Source organism: Pseudomonas sp. MPR-R2A5 (assembly GCF_058793055.1).
On sequence record NZ_JBXAFK010000044.1, the window covers coordinates 13,353 to 32,377 of the forward strand.

At 59.7% G+C, this 19,025-nt stretch carries 16 protein-coding genes; 12 read left to right on the plus strand and 4 right to left on the minus strand.

Features of this window, described 5'->3' with window-relative positions:
* Window positions 1-41: 41 nt before the first annotated feature.
* Window positions 42-2,447, minus strand: a complete 2,406-nt coding sequence (gene ftsK / locus AC1Q6I_RS26100) for a DNA translocase FtsK (RefSeq protein ID WP_024076161.1) — start codon at window positions 2,445-2,447, stop codon at window positions 42-44.
* Window positions 2,448-2,944: 497 nt separating this feature from the next.
* Between ftsK and aat the strand changes: the two genes are divergently transcribed.
* The 3 genes from aat (at window position 2,945) to infA (ending at window position 4,707) form a co-directional block, all read left to right on the plus strand.
* Complete coding sequence (gene aat / locus AC1Q6I_RS26105; protein WP_024076162.1) at window positions 2,945-3,625, plus strand: leucyl/phenylalanyl-tRNA--protein transferase; 681 nt, start codon at window positions 2,945-2,947, stop codon at window positions 3,623-3,625.
* Between the two features lie 55 nt (window positions 3,626-3,680).
* The gene (locus tag AC1Q6I_RS26110; protein ID WP_024076163.1) at window positions 3,681-4,388 is read left to right on the plus strand and encodes an arginyltransferase; all 708 of its coding nucleotides are present in this window, start codon (window positions 3,681-3,683) and stop codon (window positions 4,386-4,388) included.
* A gap of 100 nt (window positions 4,389-4,488) precedes the next feature.
* Window positions 4,489-4,707 (plus strand): translation initiation factor IF-1, encoded by a 219-nt coding sequence (infA, locus tag AC1Q6I_RS26115; RefSeq protein WP_002553999.1) that lies wholly within the window; start codon window positions 4,489-4,491, stop codon window positions 4,705-4,707.
* A gap of 183 nt (window positions 4,708-4,890) precedes the next feature.
* Here the strand turns inward: infA and clpA are convergent, their stop codons facing one another.
* On the minus strand, window positions 4,891-7,161 hold the full coding sequence (clpA, locus tag AC1Q6I_RS26120) for an ATP-dependent Clp protease ATP-binding subunit ClpA (protein WP_024076164.1): 2,271 nt from the start codon (window positions 7,159-7,161) through the stop codon (window positions 4,891-4,893).
* A 29-nt stretch (window positions 7,162-7,190) separates the two neighbouring features.
* Window positions 7,191-7,559 carry an ATP-dependent Clp protease adapter ClpS gene (gene clpS / locus AC1Q6I_RS26125; RefSeq protein WP_010567912.1) on the minus strand — a complete coding sequence of 123 codons (369 nt, stop codon included), beginning with the start codon at window positions 7,557-7,559 and terminating at the stop codon, window positions 7,191-7,193.
* A gap of 224 nt (window positions 7,560-7,783) precedes the next feature.
* Here clpS and cspD point away from each other — a divergent pair, with 224 nt between their 5' ends.
* A complete protein-coding gene (gene cspD, locus AC1Q6I_RS26130; protein ID WP_024076165.1) occupies window positions 7,784-8,062 on the plus strand; it encodes a cold shock domain-containing protein CspD in 279 nt (92 codons plus the stop codon).
* Between the two features lie 91 nt (window positions 8,063-8,153).
* Here the strand turns inward: cspD and icd are convergent, their stop codons facing one another.
* Window positions 8,154-9,410 (minus strand): NADP-dependent isocitrate dehydrogenase, encoded by a 1,257-nt coding sequence (icd, locus tag AC1Q6I_RS26135; protein ID WP_102625113.1) that lies wholly within the window; start codon window positions 9,408-9,410, stop codon window positions 8,154-8,156.
* 493 nt (window positions 9,411-9,903) lie between these two features.
* On the opposite strand from icd, the gene AC1Q6I_RS26140 reads away from it, so the two are divergent.
* From AC1Q6I_RS26140 to AC1Q6I_RS26175, 8 genes are all read left to right on the plus strand, one after another.
* On the plus strand, window positions 9,904-12,129 hold the full coding sequence (locus tag AC1Q6I_RS26140) for an NADP-dependent isocitrate dehydrogenase (RefSeq protein ID WP_024076167.1): 2,226 nt from the start codon (window positions 9,904-9,906) through the stop codon (window positions 12,127-12,129).
* Window positions 12,130-12,351: 222 nt separating this feature from the next.
* Window positions 12,352-12,798: an NUDIX hydrolase gene (locus AC1Q6I_RS26145; RefSeq protein WP_024076168.1), complete on the plus strand. Its 447-nt coding sequence runs from the start codon at window positions 12,352-12,354 to the stop codon at window positions 12,796-12,798.
* A 59-nt stretch (window positions 12,799-12,857) separates the two neighbouring features.
* Window positions 12,858-13,982 carry a tRNA 2-thiouridine(34) synthase MnmA gene (gene mnmA, locus AC1Q6I_RS26150; RefSeq protein ID WP_024076169.1) on the plus strand — a complete coding sequence of 375 codons (1,125 nt, stop codon included), beginning with the start codon at window positions 12,858-12,860 and terminating at the stop codon, window positions 13,980-13,982.
* Window positions 13,979-14,602, plus strand: a complete 624-nt coding sequence (gene hflD / locus AC1Q6I_RS26155; RefSeq protein ID WP_024076170.1) for a high frequency lysogenization protein HflD — start codon at window positions 13,979-13,981, stop codon at window positions 14,600-14,602. Before mnmA ends, hflD begins: the two co-directional genes overlap by 4 nt.
* Window positions 14,603-14,727: 125 nt before the next feature.
* On the plus strand, window positions 14,728-16,098 hold the full coding sequence (gene purB / locus AC1Q6I_RS26160) for an adenylosuccinate lyase (protein ID WP_024076171.1): 1,371 nt from the start codon (window positions 14,728-14,730) through the stop codon (window positions 16,096-16,098).
* Between the two features lie 83 nt (window positions 16,099-16,181).
* Window positions 16,182-17,351 (plus strand): ribosomal protein uL16 3-hydroxylase, encoded by a 1,170-nt coding sequence (locus AC1Q6I_RS26165; protein WP_024076172.1) that lies wholly within the window; start codon window positions 16,182-16,184, stop codon window positions 17,349-17,351.
* Window positions 17,344-17,766 (plus strand): GNAT family N-acetyltransferase, encoded by a 423-nt coding sequence (locus AC1Q6I_RS26170; protein ID WP_024076173.1) that lies wholly within the window; start codon window positions 17,344-17,346, stop codon window positions 17,764-17,766. Before AC1Q6I_RS26165 ends, AC1Q6I_RS26170 begins: the two co-directional genes overlap by 8 nt.
* Window positions 17,767-18,010: 244 nt before the next feature.
* The gene (locus AC1Q6I_RS26175; RefSeq protein WP_102625780.1) at window positions 18,011-18,748 is read left to right on the plus strand and encodes a secretin N-terminal domain-containing protein; all 738 of its coding nucleotides are present in this window, start codon (window positions 18,011-18,013) and stop codon (window positions 18,746-18,748) included.
* Window positions 18,749-19,025: the final 277 nt, after the last annotated feature.

Below are 19,025 nucleotides of genomic sequence, written 5' to 3' on the forward strand. Positions count from 1 at the left end.
AGTCGTTTAAGGCGCGCCGCGTAATGCCACGCGGCGCGTGATCAGTCGCGCATCTGCCCAGGAGCGATGACTTCGCGCGAGCCGTTGGTGTTCATTGCGGTGACGACGCCAGCGTTTTCCATGGCTTCGATCATACGGGCGGCGCGGTTGTAGCCGATCTTCAGCTTGCGCTGCACCGCGGAGATCGAGGCGCGACGACTTTCCAGCACGAACGCCACGGCCTCGTCGTACAGCGCATCGGTTTCGGCATCATCGTCACCGCCGCCGCTGCCACCGTCGAAGCCGCTGCCGGCCTCTTCGACACCGGCGAGGATGTCATCGTTGTACTCCGGCGCGCCGCGCAGTTTCCAGGCTTCCACCACACGATGCACTTCGTCGTCGGAAACGAAGGCGCCGTGGACCCGGATCGGCAGGCTGGTGCCCGGCGGCATGTAGAGCATGTCACCGTGACCCAGCAATTGCTCGGCGCCGCCCTGGTCGATGATGGTGCGCGAGTCGATCTTGCTGGAAACCTGGAACGCCATCCGGGTCGGAATGTTGGCCTTGATCAGGCCGGTGATCACATCCACCGAAGGACGCTGGGTGGCGAGGATCAAGTGGATACCGGCCGCACGCGCTTTCTGGGCAATACGTGCGATCAGTTCTTCGACCTTCTTGCCGACGATCATCATCATGTCGGCAAATTCATCGACTACCACCACGATGGTCGGCAGCTTGCTCAGCAAGGGCGCTTCGTCGTGGATGCTTTCGCGCTTGTACAGCGGGTCGGTCAACGGCGTGCCGGCATCCTGGGCTTCCTTGACCTTGGCGTTGAAGCCCGACAGGTTACGCACGCCCATCTTCGCCATCAGCTTGTAGCGGCGCTCCATCTCGGCCACGCTCCAACGCAGGGCGTTGGCGGCGTCCTTCATGTCGGTGACTACCGGGCAAAGCAGGTGTGGAATGCCTTCGTAGATCGACAATTCCAACATTTTCGGGTCGATCATGATCAGCTTGGCGTCTTCCGGGCCGGACTTGAACAGGATCGACAGGATCATCGCGTTCACACCCACCGACTTACCGGAACCGGTGGTACCGGCCACCAGCAGGTGAGGCATCTTGGCCAGGTCGGTGATCACCGGCTTGCCGCCGATATCATGGCCCAGAGCCAAGGTCACCGGCGATTTGAAGTTGTCGTACTCCGGCGTCGACAGCACCTCGGAGAAGCGCACGATCTGGCGGTCTTCGTTGGGAATCTCGATACCCACGGTGGTCTTGCCGGGAATAACTTCCACCACGCGCACGCTGGTCACGGCCAGGGAGCGCGCCAGGTCCTTGGCCAGGTTGGAAATGCGGCTGACCTTGACGCCAGCGGCGGGCTGGATTTCGTAACGGGTAATCACCGGGCCGGGGTGGATCGAATCCACCGATACCTCGACGCCGAACTCCTTGAGCTTGATTTCCAGCAGGTGGCCGACGGCCGCCAGGGACTCAGGGGAATAATTGAGTTGTTTCTTTTCGGCCGGGTCGAGAATCGAGATCGGTGGCAAGGTGCCTTCGACCGCGCTGTCGACAAACAAGGGGGCCTGCTTCTCTTTCTGGACGCGATGGCTCGGCTCCGGGGCCTTGGTCGGCGCAGGGGCGATCACCGGTGGCACCTGTTTCTCACGGTCCGACATGTGCTTGCTCAGGGCCTGCTCGCGCTCGATCAAGCGTTCCTTGACCTTGGCTTGCTCGCGGCGATCCGGCGTACTCGGCGCGACCACTTCGTTGACGCGGGTATCCACCTCACGCAGTTGCGCGACCATGCGCTTGCGATCGACCCGGGCCGCCCACCAGCGGTTGGCAGCGCCTTGGAACAGTTCCAGCAGGTCAAGGGTGATCTTGCCGGTCACGTCCATCACCTTGAACCATGACAGGTCGGTGAACACCGTGAGGCCGAACAGGAACAATGCGATAAACATCAGGGTGCTGCCCTGGATATTCAGGGTCTTGCGCGCCAGGTCGCCGAGGCTTTCGCCCAATGCGCCACCTGCGCCCGCCGGTAGGCCGGTGGGCGCGTGGAAATGGATATGAGCCAGCGCCGCGCCGGACAGCACCAGGAACACCAGGCCGATCAGCCGCCAGGAAAACAGCCAGCCACTCCACTGCCACGGCTCATGACGCTGGCGGAAGATCTGCCAGGTCTTGATCGCCAGCAACAGCGGGAAGATATAAGCGAAGTAGCCCAATACCATGAACAGGATATCGGCGCTGTAGGAACCGGCAGGCCCACCGAAATTCTGCACGTCTTCGATCTTGCTGTTGTGGCTCCAGCCCGGATCGTCCTTGCCATAGGTGAGCAAGGCCATCATCAGGAACAGGCACAACGCACCGATAGCGATCAGCGCACCTTCCTTGAGTCGATAGTGCAGGTGCTGGCGCCAGGCCGGCACGACTGTCTTGGGTGTCGCGGTGGATTTCTTCAAAACGGGTCTTTTCCTGCGCCTTCAGCGCGTCCATCTGTTGAATGACTGCACACTACCGCTCAATCCGAGCAGTTGAAAAATGAACGAACATTGTTGAATTTACTTTTAACATTCCGTGACTGATTCACGAAACGGCGATAACGCCACAATGGCCGCATTGTACGGGTTTGTGCCCCCGATGCCACGCCACTTGCCTTTCTTCAGGCAGCATAGCCAATTGTGTGTCACACCATGTTCAATTTGAGCATGCATTGTCTTTGCTGACAAAGGCTTATGAGCTGTTTTTGCCAATCCAGGCAAGCTTGGCAAATGGCCTGCATCGGCCAGACCCGATTACGACCACACCTCGCGCACAGAGTTGCAGAACCTTCCGCTCACGTTAATCCACGCCAATGGCCGATTCGGACTGGCCCCATGGCGCTGGGTCGACAATAATCACCCCCTTGGGGCAGTCAACATGCCTGCCACTCCCCTCCCCTTCCGTAAGCCTGGATGCCATGCTGACCTGGTTGCAACGCAATACCCTGACCTTCCCGCCGCTGGCCAAAGCCATGCGCGAACCCAACGGCCTGCTCGCCGCCGGTGGCGACCTGTCGGCCGAACGATTGATTCAGGCCTACCGCCATGGCTGCTTTCCATGGTTCTCGGAAGGCCAGCCGATCCTGTGGTGGTCGCCGGACCCGCGCACCGTGATTTTTCCGGACGAGCTGCACGTATCCCGCAGCCTGGGCAAATTATTGCGCCAACAGCGTTATACCGTGACGTTCGACCAGGACTTCGCAGCGGTCATCCAGGCCTGCGCCGCGCCCCGCGCCTATGCCGATGGCACCTGGATCACCGAAGGCATCCAGAGCGCCTACCAGGCGCTGCACAAACGCGGTTATGCGCACTCCGTGGAGGTATGGGACAACGGAGAGCTGGTGGGCGGGCTGTATGGCCTGGCGATGGGCCAGCTTTTTTTTGGCGAGTCCATGTTCAGCCGCGCTGACAACGCCTCGAAATTTGGCTTCGTCACGCTGACCCGTCAATTGCAGGCCTGGGGGTTTGTGCTGATCGACTGCCAGATGCCCAATGATCACCTGCACAGCCTGGGCGCCCGCGCCATCCCCCGCAGCGAGTTCGCCGGCTTCCTGCACGACCACTTGGATCAACCCAGCTCTGGGCCGTGGGTTTCCTAGGCGACATCCGCGCACCTGGCTTACACTTATTTCAAAGCTTATCCGAGGGTTGATCATGACCGAGCTGGCGCGTTTGAAGTTTTATGCCACTCAAGCCCACTCTTGCAGCTATCTGCCAGACGAACAGGCCACCACCCTGTTCCTCGACCCCAGCCAGCCGATGGATGTGCATGTGTATGCCGACCTTTCGGAAATGGGTTTTCGGCGCAGCGGCGATCACCTCTACCGGCCCCACTGCCAGAACTGTAATGCCTGCGTGCCGGCACGCATCCCGGTGGCGCAGTTTTTACCCGATCGCAACCAGAAGCGCATCCTCAAGCGCAATGCCGACCTGACTGTCACCGCGAGCAAGCCTCGATTCAGCGAAGAATACTTCGACCTGTATCAGCGCTACATTGAACAACGCCATGCCGACGGCGATATGTTCCCCCCCAGCCGCGACCAGTTTTCCACGTTCCTGGTGCGCGACCTGCCCTTCTCGCGCTTCTACGAGTTTCGCCTCGACGGCCGCCTGCTGGCCGTCGCCGTGACCGACCTGCTGCCCAACGGCCTGTCGGCGGTCTATACCTTCTATGAGCCGGCCGAGGAACGTCGCAGCCTGGGACGTTTCGCGATCCTCTGGCAAATCGGCGAAGCCCTACGCCTGGAACTGGAGGCGGTATACCTGGGCTACTGGATCAAAAACTGCAAAAAGATGAACTACAAGACCCAATATCGGCCCATTGAACTGCTAATTAATCAAAGATGGGTCACGCTTAACTAGAACCCCTTGGCTTAAACACCCTTTTTCGGGCACAATGCACGCCGCTTTTGCCTGGCGCAGTTGCACCGGGCCATTCACTGGATACCGAGGGCTTTACTGCATGTCGAAAGAAGACAGCTTCGAAATGGAAGGCACTGTCGTCGACACCCTGCCCAACACCATGTTTCGTGTGGAGTTGGAAAATGGGCACGTCGTAACCGCGCATATCTCCGGCAAGATGCGCAAGAACTACATTCGTATTCTTACCGGTGACAAAGTGCGCGTCGAGCTGACGCCCTATGACTTGAGCAAAGGGCGCATCACTTACCGCGCTCGCTAATCAAGTCAATACAAAACGCCCGGTTATGCCGGGCGTTTTTGTGTGCGTGTTATTTACCAAGCGCCAAAACCAAATGTGGGAGGGGGCTTGCCCCCGATGGCGGTAGATCAGCCACTCATGTAGCGACTGAAACACTGCTATCGGGGGCAAGCCCCCTCCCACATTGGCGCCCGCAGCTATCGATCAGGCCATTTCAGCCGTGGTTTCGAACTCGAAGGTCAGCTCGCCGTCCTTCAGGTCGATATGCACCACGCCACCATGGTCGGACAATTCGCCAAACAGGATCTCCTCGGCCAATGGCCGCTTGATCTTGTCCTGGATCAGACGTGCCATTGGGCGTGCACCCATTGCCGCGTCGTAGCCACCCTCTGCCAGCCAATTGCGCGCCGCGTCCGTTACGTCCAACTGCACGCGCTTGTCTTCCAACTGCGCTTGAAGCTCGGTAAGGAACTTGTCCACCACACTTTTGATGACCTCATGGCTGAGGCGACCAAACTGGATAATAGTGTCCAGGCGGTTGCGGAACTCCGGCGTAAAGCTCTTCTTGATGACTTCCATCGCATCGGACGAGTGATCCTGATGCGTAAAGCCGATCGAGGCCCGCGCAGCCGTTTCAGCACCGGCGTTGGTAGTCATGATCACGATCACATTGCGGAAGTCCGCCTTGCGCCCGTTGTTGTCGGTCAGGGTCCCGTGATCCATGACCTGCAGCAGCAGGTTGAAGACTTCCGGGTGAGCCTTCTCGATTTCATCGAGCAACAATACGCAATGCGGCTGCTTGGTGATTGCCTCGGTCAACAGGCCGCCCTGGTCGAAGCCAACATAGCCTGGAGGCGCACCGATCAGGCGCGACACGGTGTGACGCTCCATGTACTCGGACATGTCGAACCGCACCAACTCGATACCCATGGCCTTGGCCAACTGCCGCGCAGCCTCGGTCTTGCCAACGCCGGTAGGGCCGGCGAACAGGAACGAACCGACAGGCTTGTCCGGCGACTTGAGGCCCGCACGCGACAGCTTGATCGCGGTGGACAGCGAGTCGATGGCCGCATCCTGGCCGAAAACGGTGAGCTTGAGGTCACGTTCCAGATTACGAAGCAGTTCCTTGTCGGAGCTGGTGACGTGTTTTGGCGGAATCCGCGCAATTTTCGCCACGATATCCTCGACCTGGGCCACGTCGATGCGCTTCACGCGCTTCTCGACCGGCTGCAGACGCTGATAAGCACCCGCCTCATCGATCACATCGATCGCCTTGTCCGGCATGTGACGGTCATTGATATAGCGCGATGCCAGCTCAGCCGCCGCCCGCAATGCTTCATCGGTGTACTCGATGCCGTGGTGCGCCTCGAAACGGCCCTTGAGCCCGCGCAGGATACCGATGGTGTCTTCAACCGAAGGCTCGGACACGTCGACTTTCTGGAAGCGACGCGCCAGTGCGCGATCTTTCTCGAAGATCCCACGGAATTCCTGGAACGTGGTCGAACCGATGCAGCGAATGTCACCCGACGACAGCAGAGGCTTGAGCAGGTTGGACGCATCCATCACCCCACCGGACGCCGCACCGGCACCAATGATCGTGTGGATCTCATCAATGAACAGGATCGCCTGCGGGCGTTTTTTCAATTCGCCAAGCAAAGCCTTGAAGCGCTTCTCGAAATCGCCACGGTACTTGGTGCCCGCGAGCAACGCGCCCAGGTCCAGTGAATAGACAACGCTGTTGGCCAGCAGGTCTGGCACCTGGTTATCGACGATGCGCTTGGCCAGGCCTTCGGCGATCGCGGTTTTACCGACACCCGCCTCACCCACCAGCAGCGGGTTGTTCTTGCGACGGCGCGCGAGGATCTGCGCGACACGCTCCACCTCAAGCTCACGCCCTACCAGCGGATCGATCCGCCCCTGGCGCGCCAATTCATTAAGGTTGCTGGCATAGGCATCCAGTGGATTGCCCGAAGAAGAAGACTCACCGCCCTCGTCATCCTGCATTTCCTGCTCACCCTCGGAATGATCGCCGTGCCCAGGTACCTTGGAGATACCGTGGGCGATATAGTTGACGACATCAATACGGGCAACGCTCTGTTGCTTGAGCAGGAATACCGCCTGGCTTTCCTGTTCGCTGAAAATCGCCACAAGCACGTTGGCGCCCGTGACTTCACGCTTGCCGGAGCTCTGTACGTGGAAAACAGCACGCTGCAACACCCGCTGGAAGCCCAGGGTTGGCTGGGTTTCGCGGTCCTCGTCATGCACGGGGATCAGTGGCGTGGTGGAGTCGATAAACTCCTGCAGGTCATGCTTGAGTTTGTCGAGGTTGGCGCCGCACGCACGCAATACGGTGGCGGCAGCTTCGTTATCCAAAAGTGCCAGCAGCAGGTGCTCGACGGTCATGAATTCATGACGCTTCGAACGAGCCTCCTTGAAGGCAAGATTGAGGGTGACTTCGAGCTCGCGGTTTAACATAGCTTCACCTCATACCCAAGTGGTCGGCGTTAACCGTCCTTCTCGATTTCACAGAGTAGCGGATGCTGGCTTTCCCTGGCGTACTGGTTGACCTGCATGGCCTTTGTCTCGGCGATGTCGCGGGTAAACACTCCACATACTGCCCGTCCTTCTGTGTGAACGGCCAGCATTACCTTGGTCGCCAACTCGCGGTTCAGGTTAAAAAACACCTCGAGCACTTCGACCACGAAATCCATCGGTGTGTAGTCATCATTGAACAAAACCACCTTGTACATCGGCGGCGCCTGTAAAGCAGGCTTGGCCTCCTGAACAGCAATGCCTGCAGAACCGTCGTCATCGTGTTCGTGATCCGGTCGATCCTGATTGAATGTTAGTCGAATCTGGCTGATTGCATGCATGGAAAGAAAGGTTCGTCAGTGGTTCAAATACAGTGGTGGGGGCGAGCTGTCAGAATTTCAACTCTGACTATACGGTCGCCTTGACTATCGGCAAAACGGTGTTACAACCAATAGAACCCACAGTGGGTAAAAAAGGTCCGCGCAGTCAACCTTATTTATTCGGGTTAGGACGGATAAACTGGATGATACTCCAGTGATGGAGTCTGGTGCAGAAGGAAATGTGTATGTCTGGCGTCAAGATCAATGGCAAGGTCAAGTGGTTCAACAACGCCAAAGGATATGGCTTTGTGCAGGAGGATGGAAAAACCGAGGACCTTTTTGCGCATTATTCAGCGATCATAATGGATGGCTATAAAACGCTGAAAGCGGGCCAAGCTGTGAGCTTTGAAATCATTCAAGGACCGAAAGGGCTGCACGCCGTGAAGATCGAACCAGTGAAAGCGGAAACACTGGAAAAACCCGCAGCCCCGCACGCTCATAAAGAAAAGAAACAAACGGCCTGAACCATCGGCTGCCGAGCGAGCAAATTGCGATAAAAAAAACGGCCACCCAGTCAAATAGGGGCGGCCGTTTTTTGTTGCCTGAGCCCTACACCTACATATGCGAAATCAGCGCATCACCGAAGCCTGACGAAGAGACCAGTTTGGCACCTTCCATCAAGCGCTCGAAGTCATAGGTCACGGTCTTGGCCGAGATAGCGCCATTGGTGCCCTTGATGATCAGGTCGGCCGCCTCAGTCCAACCCATATGGCGCAGCATCATTTCTGCCGACAGGATCAATGAGCCCGGGTTGACCTGGTCCTTGCCCGCATACTTGGGCGCAGTCCCGTGGGTGGCCTCGAACATGGCCACGGTGTCGGACAGGTTGGCGCCCGGCGCAATACCGATACCACCCACCTCCGCCGCCAGGGCGTCGGACAGGTAGTCGCCGTTCAGGTTAAGCGTCGCGATCACGTCATATTCAGCCGGACGCAGCAGGATCTGCTGGAGCATCGCGTCGGCAATGGCATCCTTGACCACCACATTCTTGCCGGTCTTGGGGTTCTTGAACTGCATCCACGGGCCACCATCAAGCAGGGTGGCACCGAACTCTTCAGCCGCCACTTCGTAGGCCCATTCCTTGAAGGCACCTTCGGTGAACTTCATGATGTTGCCTTTGTGCACGATGGTCAGCGAGTCGCGGTCGTTATCCACCACATATTGCAGGGCCTTGCGCGCCAGGCGCTTGGTGCCCTCCAGCGATACCGGCTTGATACCAATACCGCAATCCTGATCGAAACGGATCTTGGTGACACCCATTTCTTCCTTGAGGAACTTGATCACCTTGATGGCTTCCGGCGAGCCGGCTTTCCACTCGATGCCGGCGTAAATATCTTCGGAGTTTTCACGGAAGATGGTCATATCCACGTCACCGGGCTTCTTGACCGGGCTCGGTACACCCTCGAACCAGCGCACCGGACGCAGGCACACATACAGGTCGAGTTGCTGGCGCAGGGCTACGTTCAATGAACGGATACCACCACCGACTGGAGTGGTCAGCGGGCCCTTGATGGACACCACGTAATCCCTGACCGCATCCAGGGTTTCCTGGGGCAGCCAGGTGTCCTGGTCGTAGACTTGGGTCGCCTTTTCGCCGGCGTACACCTCCATCCACGAGATTTTGCGCTTGCCGCCGTAGGCTTTTTCAACAGCCGCGTCGACTACCTTGATCATCACCGGGCTGATGTCGACGCCAATACCGTCACCTTCGATATAAGGGATGATCGGTTGGTCAGGAACATTGAGAGAATGGTCTGGATTGACGGTGATTTTTTCGCCGACTGCCGGAACCTGAATCTTCTTGTATCCCATGCTGAACTCCATCTATGGATTGAACATCTGGCTGCGTTCGAGCCTACTCCAGATAAATGGCGACTGAAACCTCGCGCCATGCTCATTTGCATCGAAAACAGCACATTTAGTCGCCTACAAGCCTGAAAGCAAAGGGAAAAGCGCCAATCTTGAGCACATCGTGCAACTTTAGGCGTAATCCGGTACCTGCGACCTTTAGACCAATGGACGACACACCTTTTGTATGAAGGCTCGGCGTAAGCATAGCGACCTATGTATAATGCCGCCGCTGACCAAAGAGTCACGACGGCGGACCGCTCTAGAACAACGCCCTCCGCCACAAAGCAGGACTATTACAATAGTCCACCCGCTTGACGCTCGACTGATGCAACCCAACATCACCGCGAAGAAACCTCGACCTTTCGCTCATGGATGACTTTGAACGAACGCGCTCTACCCGGCGCATCTCGAGTTTCTGCGCACGCTTTCAGCAAAGAAGAGAGTTAATCCGAATATGCCCACCCGCTCGAAGATCATCTACACCTTCACCGACGAAGCCCCAGCCCTCGCCACCTATTCACTGCTGCCTATCGTAGAGGCCTTCACCGCTTCCGCTGATATTGCCGTGGAAACCCGCGACATCTCCCTCGCCGGGCGCATCCTCGCAAGCTTCCCCGAGCAACTGGGCACCAAGGCCGTACCGGACCACCTCGCCGAACTGGGCGCCCTGGCCGTGACCCCTGAAGCCAACATCATCAAGCTGCCTAACATCAGTGCCTCGACCCCCCAACTGCAGGCGGCGATCAAGGAACTGCAGGCCCAGGGCTATGCCCTGCCGGACTACCCCGAAACCGTAACCACCGACGCGGAAAAAGAAACCCGTGCACGTTACGACAAGGTCAAGGGCAGCGCCGTGAACCCGGTCCTGCGCGAAGGCAACTCCGACCGTCGCGCCCCCCTGTCGGTCAAGAACTACGCACGCAAGCACCCGCACAAAATGGGCGCCTGGGCTGCCGACTCCAAGTCCCACGTTGCCCACATGAGCAACGGCGACTTCTACGGCAGCGAAAAAGCCGTACAGATCGAAGCCGCTGACACTGTCAAAATTGCGCTGGTCGCCCAAGACGGCACCACCACCGTCCTGAAGGAAAAGACCACGGTCAAGGCCGGCGAAATCATCGACAGCGCCGTACTGAGCAAGAAAGCCCTGCGCAGCTTCATCGCCGCTGAAATCGAAGACGCCAAGAAACAAGGCGTACTGCTGTCGGTTCACTTGAAAGCCACCATGATGAAGGTCTCCGACCCGATCATGTTCGGCCAGATCGTTGCCGAGTTCTATAAAGACGCCCTGGCCAAGCACGCAGACGTGCTGGCCGAGATCGGCTTCAACCTGAACAACGGTATCGGCGACCTGTACGCACGCATCAAGGCCCTGCCGGCCGAGCAGCAAGCGCAGATCGAAGCTGACATCCAGGCGGTCTACGCCTCGCGCCCTTCCCTGGCGATGGTCAACTCCGACAAAGGCATCACCAACCTGCACGTGCCGAGCGACGTCATCGTCGACGCTTCGATGCCGGCCATGATCCGTGACTCCGGTAAAATGTGGGGCACCGACGGCCAACTGCACGACACCAAGGCCGTGATTCCGGATCGCTGCTACGCCACCATCTACCAGGCCGTCATCGAAGACTGCAAGGCCAATGGCGCGTTCGATCCAACCACCATGGGCAGCGTACCGAACGTTGGCCTGATGGCGCAGAAAGCCGAAGAGTACGGCTCTCACGACAAGACTTTCCAGATCAAGGCTGACGGCGTGGTCCGCGTCACCGACAGCAAGGGCAACCTGCTGATGGAACAGCCCGTCGAAGCCGGCGACATCTTCCGCATGTGCCAGGCCAAAGACGCGCCGATCCAGGACTGGGTCAAGCTGGCCGTCAACCGCGCTCGCGCCAGCAACACCCCAGCCATCTTCTGGCTGGACCCGAAGCGCGCCCACGATGGCGCCGTGATCGAAAAAGTCCAGACCTACCTGAAAGACCACAACACCGAAGGCCTGGACATCCGCATCATGTCGCCGGTCGACGCGATGAAGTTCACCCTGGAGCGCACCCGCAAGGGCCTGGACACCATCTCGGTGACCGGTAACGTACTGCGCGACTACCTGACCGACCTGTTCCCGATCATGGAACTGGGCACCAGCGCCAAAATGCTGTCGATCGTGCCACTGATGAACGGCGGCGGCCTGTTCGAAACCGGCGCTGGCGGTTCGGCACCCAAGCACGTGCAACAGCTGCTGGAAGAGAACTTCCTGCGCTGGGACTCCCTGGGCGAATTCCTGGCCCTGGCAGCCTCCCTGGAACACCTGGGCGTGACATACAACAACCCGAAAGCCCTGGTACTGTCCAAGACCCTGGACCAGGCCACCGGCCAGTTCCTCGACAACAACAAGTCGCCATCGCGCAAAGTCGGCAACATCGACAACCGCGGCAGCCACTTCTACCTGGCGCTGTACTGGGCCCAGGCCCTGGCGGCACAGACCGAAGACACGGCACTGCAAGGGCAGTTCAGCGAACTGGCCAAGACCCTGGCCGCGAACGAAGCAACCATCGTTGCCGAGCTCAACGCCGTACAGGGCAAGCCAGTGGACATCGGCGGCTACTACGCGCCGAACCCGGAGCTGACCAGCAAGGCCATGCGCCCAAGCAACACCCTCAACGCGGCGATTGCCAAGTTGAAGTAAGGTTGTAAGGATGCAAAGAAGCCCCGGCCCTGTGCCGGGGTTTTTGTTTATGTGCTTTTTGCTGAAGAAACCCAATCAAGTTGTGGGAGGGGGCTTGCCCCCGATGGCACATACCGACCAGGCTACTTATAGCTGATCCACCGCTATCGGGGGCAAGCCCCCTCCCACATTGACTGCAATCCTGCCGATAGGCCGAGCCGTACAACTGAATCGAGGCATCCCATGACCTGGCAACCCCACATCACCGTCGCCACCATCGTCGAAGACAACGGCCGCTTCCTGATGGTCGAAGAACTCAAGAACGGGCGTGCCGTGCTCAACCAGCCCGCCGGCCACCTCGACCCGCATGAAACCCTGACCGAAGCCGCCGTGCGCGAAACCCTCGAAGAAACCGGCTGGGACGTGGAAGCCACCGGCGTCGTCGGTATCTACCTGTACACCGCCCCCAGCAATGGCGTGACCTACCAGCGGGTCTGCTTTACCGCCAAGGCGCTGAAACACTACCCGGACTATCAACTCGACGAGGGCATCGTGCGCGCCCGCTGGCTGACGCGCGACGAGCTGATAGCCTTGCGCGACGACTGGCGCAGCGAGCTGATCATCCGCTGTATCGACGATTATCTGGCCGGTCAGCGCCACAGTCTCGAATTGATCCGCCCTTCTCTTTAGCCTTGCAGGCGCGAGCCTGCTAGAATCGCGTCCTTTTTAAAGACACCCGTTGAAATCCTATGCGTGATCCAGCCCCTTCTGACACACAAAAGAAGCGCGTCATCGTCGGTATGTCCGGCGGCGTGGATTCTTCCGTTTCCGCCGTTCTGCTCATGGAGCAGGGCTATGAGGTGGAAGGCCTGTTCATGAAGAACTGGGAAGAAGACGATGGAACGGAATATTGCACCGCCATGGACGACCTGGCGGATGCCCAGGCCGTGTGCGACAAAATCGGTATAAAGCTGCACACCGCCAACTTCGCCGCCGAGTACTGGGACAATGTGTTCGAGCACTTCCTGGCCGAATACAAGGCCGGTCGTACGCCGAACCCGGACATCCTGTGTAACCGCGAGATCAAGTTCAAGGCGTTCCTCGACTACGCCATGATGCTCGGCGCCGACCTGATTGCAACTGGCCACTACGTGCGCCGTCGCGATATCGATGGCCGCACCGAACTGCTCAAGGGCCTGGACCCGAACAAGGACCAGAGCTACTTCCTGCACGCCGTCGGCGGCGAACAGATCGCCAAGACCCTGTTCCCGGTCGGCGAGCTGGAGAAACCCGAAGTGCGCCGGATCGCCGAGCAACACGGCCTGGCCACGGCCAAGAAGAAGGACTCCACCGGGATCTGCTTTATTGGCGAGCGCCGCTTCAGTGACTTCCTCAAGCAGTACCTGCCGGCACAACCGGGCGAGATCAAGACCACCGACGGCGAGGTCATCGGCCGCCACCACGGCCTGATGTACCACACCATCGGGCAGCGCCAGGGCCTGGGCATCGGCGGCTTGAAAGACGCCGGTGAAGAACCCTGGTACGTACTGATCAAGGACCTGGAGCACAACGTACTGGTTGTTGGACAGGGCAATGAACACCCGCTGCTGTTCTCCCGCGCCCTGCTGGCGTCGGAGATCTATTGGGTCAACCCGATCGACCTGAGCACCCCGCGTCGCCTGACCGCCAAGGTGCGCTATCGCCAGAGCGACCAACCCTGCACCCTGGAAAAAACCGCCAGCGGTTACCGTGCCACCTTCGACGACCCGCAACGCGCGGTCACGCCTGGCCAGTCCGTAGTGTTCTACGACGGGGAGATTTGCCTGGGGGGCGGCGTGATCGAAATCGCCGAACCCTGGAGCACCCCGGCATGAGCCCGACCCAGGAGCAACTGACGGCACTCGGCGGTGTATTCCTCGCCGCGGTGCTGGTGGACAAGATCGCCAAGACCGGCCAGGTCACCGAAGCGGGCCTGACCTGCATGCTCGGCAGCCTGCTGATCCGCGACCCCAAGGACACCCTGGAAGTCTACGGCGGCGACGACCTGGCCCTGCGCGAAGGTTACCGCGCGCTGATCGGCGCACTCGAGCGTGACCCGAGCACCTTGCAACGTGAGCCGCTGCGCTATGCCTTGTCGATGCTCGGTCTCGAGCGCCAACTGGCCAAGCGCGACGACCTGCTCGAGACCATTGGCAAACGCCTGCCGCAGATTCAATCCCAGGTGGAACACTTCGGCCCAGCCCACGAAAACGTGATCGCCGCCGTGGGTGCGCTGTACCAGGACACCTTGAGCACCTTGCGCCAGCGGATCCAGGTCCACGGCGACATGCGCAACCTGCAACAACCGAACAACGCCTCGAAAATCCGCGCGCTGCTCCTGGCCGGTATTCGTTCGGCGCGGTTGTGGCGCCAGTTGGGCGGTCATCGTTGGCAGCTGGTCATCAGCCGTCGCAAATTGCTCAAAGAGCTTTACCCGTTGATGCGCAACGAATAAGTCGTATCAACGGGCCCTTTTCAAGCCGTTACGCGTAATACGCCGGTCAGTTGGCAACGGACCGGCGGATTTTTTCATGTATGATACGCGCCCCATTTCGTTGCCCGACTGTCCGAGAACACCCCATGCAGCTCTCTTCGCTCACTGCGGTTTCCCCTGTTGACGGCCGCTACGCCGGCAAAACCCAGGCCCTGCGCCCTATTTTCAGCGAATACGGCCTGATCCGTGCTCGTGTACTGGTTGAAGTGCGCTGGCTCCAGCGCCTGGCCGCTCACCCCGCCATCAGCGAAGTGCCGGCGTTCTCCGCCGAAGCCAACGCCGTGCTCAACACCCTGGCGGAAAACTTCTCCCTGGAACACGCTGAGCGTGTCAAAGAGATCGAGCGCACCACCAACCACGACGTAAAAGCCATCGAGTACCTGCTCAAGGAACAGGCGGCCAAGCTGCCGGAACTGGCCCAGGTCAGCGAGTTCATCCACTTTGCCTGCACCAGCGAGGACATCAACAACCTGTCCCATGCCCTGATGCTGCGCGAAGGCCGTGATGACGTCATGCTGCCGCTGATGCGCCAGACCGCCGAAGCTATCCGCGAACTGGCGATCCGTTTCGCCGCCGTGCCGATGCTATCGCGCACCCATGGCCAGCCGGCGTCGCCGACCACCCTGGGCAAAGAACTGGCCAACGTGGTGTACCGCCTGGAGCGCCAGATCGCACAGGTCGCCGCCGTGCCATTACTGGGCAAGATCAACGGCGCTGTCGGCAACTACAACGCGCACCTGTCGGCCTACCCCGAGATCGACTGGGAAGCCAATGCCCGCGCCTTCATCGAAGACGAGCTGGGCCTGGGCTTCAACCCGTACACGACGCAGATCGAACCGCACGACTACATCGCCGAGCTGTTCGACGCCATTGCACGCTTCAACACCATCCTGATCGACTTCGATCGCGATATCTGGGGCTACATCTCCCTGGGCTACTTCAAGCAGCGCACTATTGCCGGCGAAATCGGTTCGTCGACCATGCCGCACAAGGTCAACCCGATCGACTTCGAAAACTCCGAAGGCAACCTCGGCATCGCCAACGCCCTGTTCCAGCACCTGGCCAGCAAGTTGCCGATCTCCCGCTGGCAGCGCGACCTGACCGACTCCACCGTACTGCGCAACCTCGGCGTCGGCTTTGCCCACAGCGTGATCGCGTACGAAGCCAGCCTCAAAGGCATCAGCAAGCTTGAGCTCAACGAGCAGAAGATCGCCGCTGACCTGGACGCTTGCTGGGAAGTGCTGGCCGAGCCGATCCAGACCGTGATGCGCCGCTATAACATCGAAAACCCGTACGAGAAGCTCAAAGAGTTGACGCGTGGCAAGGGCATCAGCCCTGAAGCGCTGCAAACTTTCATCGACGGCCTGGACATGCCAGCCGCTGCCAAGGCCGAGCTGAAACTGCTCACCCCGGCCAACTACATCGGCAACGCCGTGGCCCAAGCCAAACGCATCTGATTACCGCAAGACCCCTGAGACGCCCGGCCGCGCCGGGCGTTTTTATTCCAGTCTGAAAAGTGCTTTTTTTCAATAGGTTACACATGAATCCTGATATCCCTCTTCAACTTCTGGGCGGCATCACGGCACGGGAGTTCCTGCGCGACTACTGGCAGAAAAAACCCCTGCTGATCCGCCAGGCCATCCCTGACTTCGAAAGCCCGATCGACGCCGACGAACTGGCCGGCCTCGCCTTGGAAGAGGAAGTCGAGTCGCGCCTGGTGATCGAGCATGGCGAACGCCCATGGGAGCTACGTCGCGGTCCGTTCGCCGAAGACACCTTCAGCACCCTGCCTGAGCGCGAGTGGACCCTGCTGGTACAAGCGGTCGACCAGTTCGTGCCGGAAGTGGCCGATCTGCTGGAGCAGTTCCGCTTCCTGCCGAGCTGGCGCATCGACGATGTGATGATCAGCTTCGCTGCGCCGGGCGGCAGCGTGGGTCCGCACTTCGACAACTACGATGTGTTCCTGCTGCAGGCCCAGGGCAAGCGCAACTGGAAGATCGGCCAAATGTGCAGCTCCGAAAGCCCGCTGCTGCAACACGCCGACCTGCGCATCCTCGCCGAATTCGAAGAAAGCGCCGAGTGGGTACTGGAACCGGGCGACATGCTCTATCTGCCGCCACGCCTGGCACACTTCGGTATCGCTGAAGATGACTGCATGACCTACTCGGTAGGTTTCCGTGCACCGAGCGCCGCTGAAGTGCTGACCCACTTCACCGACTTCCTCAGCCAGTACCTGACCGACGAAGAGCGCTACACCGACGCCGACGCCCAACCAGCCGGCGACCCGCACCAGATCCAGAGCGACGCCCTGGACCGTCTCAAGAGCCTGCTGGCCGAGCACATGAGCGACGAGCGCATGCTGCTGACCTGGTTTGGCCAGTTCATGACCGAGCCGCGCTATCCGGAACTGGTTACCGGACCGGAAGACCTGTCGGAAGAAGACGTGGTGAGCAGCCTGGAAGACGGCGCCGTGCTGATTCGCAACCCGAGCGCGCGCCTGGCCTGGTCGGAAGTGGACGACGACCTGCTGCTGTTCGCCAGCGGCCAGAGTCGCTACCTGCCGGGCAAACTGCGCGAGCTGCTGAAGCTGATCTGCGCCGCCGACGCGCTGCACATCGAGAACCTCAGCCCATGGCTGGCGGACGAAGATGGCCGCGACCTGTTGTGCGAACTGGTCAAACAAGGAAGCCTGGGGTTTGCCGATGAATAAAATTCACGTAAGTGTCGCGGACTGGCAAAAGGATATCGCCGAGATTCGGCGCATTCGTGAAGCGGTATTTATCGCCGAACAATCGGTCCCACCAGAACTGGAGTGGGACGCAGACGACGCAGATGCAGTGCATTTCCTCGCATACGAGGGCGACTTCCCGATTGGCACCGCTCGCCTGCTGCCCAGCGGCGAGATCGGTCGCGTGTCGGTCCTCAAGGACTGGCGCGGGCTGAAAGTCGGCGACAAGCTGATGGAAGCCGTGATTGGCGAGGCCGAGAAACGCGGCCAGACCAAACAGTTCCTTAGCGCGCAGGTCTATGCGGCACCGTTCTATGAGCGACTGGGCTTCAAGATCACCAGCGAGGAATTCCTGGAAGTCGGGATTCCGCATGTCGACATGGTGCGCGGGGGCTGATCCCCGTGGCGAGCGGGCTTGCCCCGCGCTGGGCTGCGTGGCAGCCCCAAAAACCAGACGCCGCGCTCTTTCTGAAGGAACGCGGCGTTTTTTATTGGGGCTGCTACGCAGCCCAGCGCGGGGCAAGCCCGCTCGCCACGACAGACTTACCCACTACAGCAGGCTTGATCCTCACTAAATTTGCGACCTGCCAGGCCGACAAACTGGCACTATCAAGCCTAAATGACTCGCAGAGATAACGGACATGTCCCTTCGCACCCTACTCACCGCTCTCCTCCTGACCGCCAGTTGCACGGCATTGGCCGACACCGAAGTCGTCAACCTGAGCAACCGTACCAGCGCCGACCTGCTGCCCGTGGCGCAGAACTTCATCGGCAAGGACGGTACCGTCAGCGCCTACGGCAACCAACTGATCGTGAATGCCGCCCCCGGCAAGATCCAGGACCTGCGCGCCCTGCTCGCCCAACTGGACACGCCGGCCAAACGCCTGCTGATCACCGTCGATACCAATGAAAACAACCAGCAGAACAGCGGCGACAGCCAGACGCGCATCATCAGCTACGGCACCGCCAGCCGCGAGGGCGGCATCCAGCAGATCCAGGCCAGCGAAGGCGTACCCGCGTTGATCCAGGTCGGCCAGAGCGTCCCCCTGACCACCACGCAGTCCGATGCCTACGGCCGCCCGCAGAACCAGACCCAGTACCGCAACGTCACTCAGGGCTTCTACGTCACCGCCAGCGTCACCGGCGACACCGTGCACCTGGCGATCAGTACCAACCGTGACCGCATGAGCCAGGAACGTGCCGATGTAGTGAACGTGCAAAGTACCGACACAACCGTCAGCGGCCGCCTGGGCGAATGGATCCCCCTGGCCGGCATCAACCGTGAGACCCAGGCCGATAAATCCTCCACAACCCGCAGCTACTCTACTCAGGGCCGTGACGACCTGACTTTGCGGGTTAAGGTCGACACCCTGAACTGAAGCACCAAAAACTGACTGACGAGTCGTATTAGACTAAAGATGTAGTGCTATAAAAAAAGCACTACAAAACATTTGACGATCCAAAAAAGCCTGTGCATGATGGCCTCGCTCCCGCTAATCAGGGGCCCTGGCAAGGGCCTTCGGATCGACGCTCCAAGCTACCCACCCGAGCCGATTCGTGTCTGTACCGCCCACAAGGTGTGTTTGACGAGGTTGCGACTGGAACGAAGTTGTCCCGAGGGACGGAAGCTAACCAGGTAACCCGGCTACACACTGA

What these genes read in the sequence shown, in the direction of transcription:
- aat (WP_024076162.1), top strand. Translation starts at nt 2,945, where the DNA reads ATGCTGACCTGGTTGCAACGCAATACCCTGACCTTCCCGCCGCTGGCC.
- AC1Q6I_RS26110 (WP_024076163.1), top strand. Translation starts at nt 3,681, where the DNA reads ATGACCGAGCTGGCGCGTTTGAAGTTTTATGCCACTCAAGCCCACTCT.
- infA (WP_002553999.1), top strand. Translation starts at nt 4,489, where the DNA reads ATGTCGAAAGAAGACAGCTTCGAAATGGAAGGCACTGTCGTCGACACC.
- clpA (WP_024076164.1), bottom strand. Translation starts at nt 7,161, where the DNA reads ATGTTAAACCGCGAGCTCGAAGTCACCCTCAATCTTGCCTTCAAGGAG.
- clpS (WP_010567912.1), bottom strand. Translation starts at nt 7,559, where the DNA reads ATGCATGCAATCAGCCAGATTCGACTAACATTCAATCAGGATCGACCG.
- cspD (WP_024076165.1), top strand. Translation starts at nt 7,784, where the DNA reads ATGTCTGGCGTCAAGATCAATGGCAAGGTCAAGTGGTTCAACAACGCC.
- icd (WP_102625113.1), bottom strand. Translation starts at nt 9,410, where the DNA reads ATGGGATACAAGAAGATTCAGGTTCCGGCAGTCGGCGAAAAAATCACC.
- AC1Q6I_RS26140 (WP_024076167.1), top strand. Translation starts at nt 9,904, where the DNA reads ATGCCCACCCGCTCGAAGATCATCTACACCTTCACCGACGAAGCCCCA.
- AC1Q6I_RS26145 (WP_024076168.1), top strand. Translation starts at nt 12,352, where the DNA reads ATGACCTGGCAACCCCACATCACCGTCGCCACCATCGTCGAAGACAAC.
- mnmA (WP_024076169.1), top strand. Translation starts at nt 12,858, where the DNA reads ATGCGTGATCCAGCCCCTTCTGACACACAAAAGAAGCGCGTCATCGTC.
- hflD (WP_024076170.1), top strand. Translation starts at nt 13,979, where the DNA reads ATGAGCCCGACCCAGGAGCAACTGACGGCACTCGGCGGTGTATTCCTC.
- purB (WP_024076171.1), top strand. Translation starts at nt 14,728, where the DNA reads ATGCAGCTCTCTTCGCTCACTGCGGTTTCCCCTGTTGACGGCCGCTAC.
- AC1Q6I_RS26165 (WP_024076172.1), top strand. Translation starts at nt 16,182, where the DNA reads ATGAATCCTGATATCCCTCTTCAACTTCTGGGCGGCATCACGGCACGG.
- AC1Q6I_RS26170 (WP_024076173.1), top strand. Translation starts at nt 17,344, where the DNA reads ATGAATAAAATTCACGTAAGTGTCGCGGACTGGCAAAAGGATATCGCC.
- AC1Q6I_RS26175 (WP_102625780.1), top strand. Translation starts at nt 18,011, where the DNA reads ATGTCCCTTCGCACCCTACTCACCGCTCTCCTCCTGACCGCCAGTTGC.